Raw genomic sequence first — 4,475 nt, 5'->3', positions numbered from 1 at the left:
TAAAGGAGGCTCCCCTAAAACGAAGGGCGCTCTATGACAAATTGTTTATAAAATTCGACAGATTTTGAACAATTTATCTCATCCCTCACCACTTCTTGAGATGAACATTCTTTCGCTAAACGATTTTCCTTTAGTCATGGAGGAAGCTGGCCGAACAGGGCGGCCTTGGGCGTCATCTCCCACACATAACGTTTCACGCCGGGGTCATGCGACATCACCGGATCCATCACACCCCGGGCTGAAGTGTGATTCGCCGCGCGGTCGCGGCCTCGACCGACTCGGCGCTGTAGAGCAGCGGCACGAAGGCACCACGGGACCACGCCTCGGCCAGATCGCCGTAATGAGGCGAGCGCGGATCTCCGGACTGGCCTGGCGCGTTGATGCAGCGGCTCTGATCCCAGTCTCCGACATCGAGCACCATACGAAAGGAGGCGCCGAGGGTGACGCGATAGTCCGTCAGGCGATAGGCCGCGTTCATTGGTGTCGACTCGCTGCCGCCCATGGGCAGGGGCCCGACATTGCGCGCATCCGTGCCACGCCATTCAGCCAGGGCATGTTCGAAGTAGCCCTGGTGCAGCCGCCCCCACGCCCAAGCGGCCGGGTCGCTTCCCATCAGGTCGCCGCAGGTCTCGAAGGCGCGGCACAGCGTCGTCAGCAGCAAGGCATCGCGGGCGGCGGCCGCCGGTGCCGGAAAGAAACCTTCGGGCGCCTCCAGACGGGCAAGAATTGCATCCGCATCCCCGATGCCCATTAGCGCATGAATGGCGGGATCGGCGACGGCCACCACGAAGACGGCGGGCTTCAGATGTTTGGTCCGCCAGATTTCCGAAAGCGCCGCGGCCGCGCTGCCGGGCAGCAATGCGCCATCGAACCCTCGCAGCAGGGCGAGCGCTGCGGCGGTTTTCTCGTCATCGCTTGCAAGACGCGCCAACAGGCGGGACAACCTTCGCGCAGGAACGGAAAGGATATCCGCCTGCAGGGCGCAGGAGGTTGCAACCGAGTGCAGCGGCGTTTCGGCGAAAGCCTCCGCGATGCGGCTGGCGCGGGAGGACTCAATCCATTCATGCCCGATCTCCCCTGCCGGCAGCGACCAGCCAGGGGGCACGTTCATCTCGTTCGCCGTCGCGATGAAGCCCGCTTCGGGGTTGAGCACATGCGGCAGATGGCCCGCGCGATGGAAGCCGTGCCATTCGTAGCGCCCGTCTCCCGGCACCGGCAGCAGGCCATCCCAGTTCGGACGGATCGGGCTATAGCCCGCCACGACCCAGGCGATATTGCCGGCGGTGTCTGCATAGACCTGGTTGACCGCCGGCACCGCCCAGCGCTGCATGTCCGCCGCGAAGTCCGCATGGTTGCGGCGCCGCATTGAGGACAGGCTGACGAGATAGGCCGCAGCCCCCGGCTCGAACCAGACGGAGCGGACGGCATAGGCCCGGCGGGCATCAGCGTCCTCATGGATCACCGGCCCGTGGCGGGTGAATTTGAGACGCAGTACCTGGCGCTCCTCGCCTTTGACCGAAACCGTCTCCTCCACCAGCCGCATGCGCTCCCAGCCATCCTGGTAGCGGTAGAGATCGGGGTCCTCGGGATGGGTCTCGTAAACATAGACGTCTTCTTCGTCCGGCCCGAAGAACAGCGTGAGGCCGAAGCCGATGGTACCGTTATGTCCCGCCATGATGCCGGGCGCCGTCGGCTCGCCCGCGCCGATACCGTCGAATTCCGGGCAGGTGAGATGGACGATGTAGCGCAGCGACGGCACGGCATGGGCGCGGTGCGGGTCATTCGCCAGGATGGGCCGCCCCGTCTCAGTCTTGGAGCCCGCGATCACCCAGTTGTTCGAACCCTGGCCATTGACCTCCCGCACCACCTCACCGAGCGGCGTCACCTTCCGCCAGGCAGCGGCCTCCTCCAATGCGGCGGCCAGCCGATCCGCGGTGAAGCGCACCGGAACCAAGGCAAGCTTGAAAATGTCCAGAACCGACATTGGAATGGAGCCGAGATCGAGCCCGTCGGGCAGCATGGGCGCCGTCGGCGGGTCGAGATTCTGGCGCAGGAGATCGGCCTCCGCACCCGCCGCCGCCATGACATTGGCGCGCGTCACTTCCGAGATCGCGTTGCGCATGAGGGCATGGCTGCGGATGCGCACCACATCCTCCGGCTGCCAGCGCGCCGGCGCCGTGCCGAGTTCGGCGAACTCCTCGGGCAGGCGCGCAGGTTCGCGCTCCACCAAGTCGATATAGGCGTTGATGCCGCGCGTGAAGGCCGTGCAGATATCCTGCGCATCGGGGGCATAGGCCGCCCATTCGGCGTCCATCTCGCCGCGATAGAGGAACAACCGCGCCGCACGGTCCTGCTCCAAATAGCCGGGGCCGAAATCCGCCGCCAGCAGGCCAAGACCGCGCTTGCGCCAGAGGTCGATCTGCCAAAGCCTGTCCCGCGCCGCATTGAAACCCTGGGCGAAAAAGAGATCGGCCAGGTTTTCTGCACGAATGTGGGGAATGCCCCAGCGGTCTACGGAAATCGTGACCGGCGCAGAGAGGCCGTGCAGGGACAGGACTTCGTCGTTCATCTCTCACCCATGGCTTCGGACGGGTGATCATGGCGCGCGGGCCCGACCGGTGCAACTTGCGACAGGTGGTCAGATCAACCAGAGGGCAGCGAGCACGCTTTACGTTGTCTGCAGGTGCTCCAACACGAAGCGCCGCATATCCTCGATCGCGCGGCGATGGCTGAAGCGAGGAAACATGACGGAGCGGAAGAGGCAGCCGTCCAGGAAGGTGGAGATGAAGACCGACATCGCCTCCGGATCGACCGCTCGGAACGTGCCCTCCTCGATCCCTTCGCGGATCGCGCGGCCGAGGACGACGGATTCCTTGTCGTAGAAGGTACGGATGGCACGATCGATGCGCTGCGTGCGGTTGCGGGTGCTGGCATAGTCCAGGCTGATCTTGGCGAGCTTCTGCAGCAGGACGAACTGGATGATGTGAATCTCGATCCAGGAGGAAATGATCTCCACAGGGGACTGCGCATCGGCGCTGACGTCGTTGAATTTCTGAAAGGCGACCTCGACCGTCGTTTCCACCGCCTTGAGAAACAGCTCTTCCTTGCTGCCGAAATAATAATAGATCAGCGCCGAATTGATGCCCGTTTCAGTGGCGATGTCCTTGATGGTGACAGTTGAATAGTTCTGCCGGGCAAAGAGATCGAGCGCCGCGCGCTGTAGCGCATCGGCGACCTCGGAAGAGCGCGGGCGCGGCTTGCGGCCCCGCGAGCGTTTCTCCTTGGGCGAGGCCGCTGCGCGACTGTCTGTCGTTTCAACCAAGGGCCGCCCCTCTTTCTCTCCGGCGAGTCTTCGGCGATCCTACCCCGAAACCGGATGCCCTTGCACCCATTGCCCGAAATCGCCCAGGGGCCGGTCGCGACCTGTCAGGATATCAGGAGAGCAGCACGGTCATCCGGTCCATCGCCGCATCCAGCGCGCCGCCGTGAACCGCGCCGAGAGCGATGACCAGGCCACAATCACCTGGCAAAGCGGAGGCGGCGGCATAGACCGCACTCTCCGGCGGCCATTCCGCCAGGATGCTCGCCGGCAAGGCCGCCCGTTCGTCGGCCGTCGCACCGAGCAGCCAGAGCTTGCCGAAGGCGCGATGGCCGGCCGCCACGCCGGGCCGGCCGGCGTCCAGAACTGCCCGGCCGAGGCTCATGCGCTCCGCTGCCAACAGGCGACCCTCAGGGGACCGCACGGCAATCCGGCTCGCCAACCGCCAGTCCCGCCCAGGATCGCCGGGCTGATGGTCGAGAAATCCATCCCGTAGCAAGAGGCGCCCGCCGGGAGCAATCGTCACGGCGATGTCCTGCTCCAAGGACGATCCCGGGAACAGAATGAGAGGCCGCGCGAGATAGGCGAACTGCCCGCCCGCCTCGACCGTGAGCCGAATCTCCTGGCGCGCGACATGCCGCTCTGCCATGCGCCGCACCACGGTCGCGGCCGGCTGCAAGATCGCCGCCCGTGCGCCGGATTCCACCCGGATCCGCTGAAGGAGCCGCTCCCCGCCATAGAGACCGCCCGAAACCGATTGCAGCACGAGGCGCGACACGCCCGCCGCGTCCGGCACCGGGGCGGCCGCGTGATAGGGATAGGCGATATGCCGACGGACGAGCTGGGTGCGGCCGGCCGAGCCGGGGGCGAAGGCGAGGTCTAACTGGCAGCCGTCGTCCACGCCCCTGCCCCATACAGCACCGCGCCGCAGATCGCTTCCGCGACCGCCTCCACGCCCTCGCCGGTGCGGCAATTGGTCAGCAGCGTCGCCCGGCCCTTTCGCACGGCCCGCGCCTCCTCTGCCATGCGCGGCAGATCGACGCCGACATGCGGCGCCAGATCCGTCTTGTTGACGACGAGAAGATCAGCCTGGATGACACCCGGGCCACGCTTGCGGGGAATATCGTCCCCGCCCGCCACGTCGATCACGAACAAC

The 4,475-nt window shown here is 65.6% G+C and carries 4 protein-coding genes; all 4 read right to left on the bottom strand.

What is annotated here, in order from left to right; all coding sequences use genetic code 11:
• Window positions 1-226 precede the first annotated feature (226 nt).
• Window positions 227-2,569 carry a penicillin acylase family protein gene (locus tag VL752_RS17140; RefSeq protein ID WP_325357078.1) on the bottom strand — a complete coding sequence of 781 codons (2,343 nt, stop codon included), beginning with the start codon at window positions 2,567-2,569 and terminating at the stop codon, window positions 227-229.
• A 99-nt stretch (window positions 2,570-2,668) separates the two neighbouring features.
• Window positions 2,669-3,322 carry a TetR/AcrR family transcriptional regulator gene (locus tag VL752_RS17135; RefSeq protein WP_325357077.1) on the bottom strand — a complete coding sequence of 218 codons (654 nt, stop codon included), beginning with the start codon at window positions 3,320-3,322 and terminating at the stop codon, window positions 2,669-2,671.
• 112 nt (window positions 3,323-3,434) lie between these two features.
• On the bottom strand, window positions 3,435-4,220 hold the full coding sequence (locus VL752_RS17130; protein WP_325357076.1) for an urease accessory protein UreD: 786 nt from the start codon (window positions 4,218-4,220) through the stop codon (window positions 3,435-3,437).
• Window positions 4,199-4,475, bottom strand: a 277-nt coding sequence (locus tag VL752_RS17125; RefSeq protein WP_325357075.1) for a GTP-binding protein, incomplete at its 5' end; no start/stop codon positions are given. The genes VL752_RS17125 and VL752_RS17130, both read right to left, overlap by 22 nt.

It is taken from the genome of Acidisoma sp., from assembly GCF_035492295.1.
GTDB lineage: Bacteria > Pseudomonadota > Alphaproteobacteria > Acetobacterales > Acetobacteraceae > Acidisoma.
Note: the sequence above shows the minus strand (reverse complement) of the source record. Positions and strands in the feature narration are given on the sequence as shown.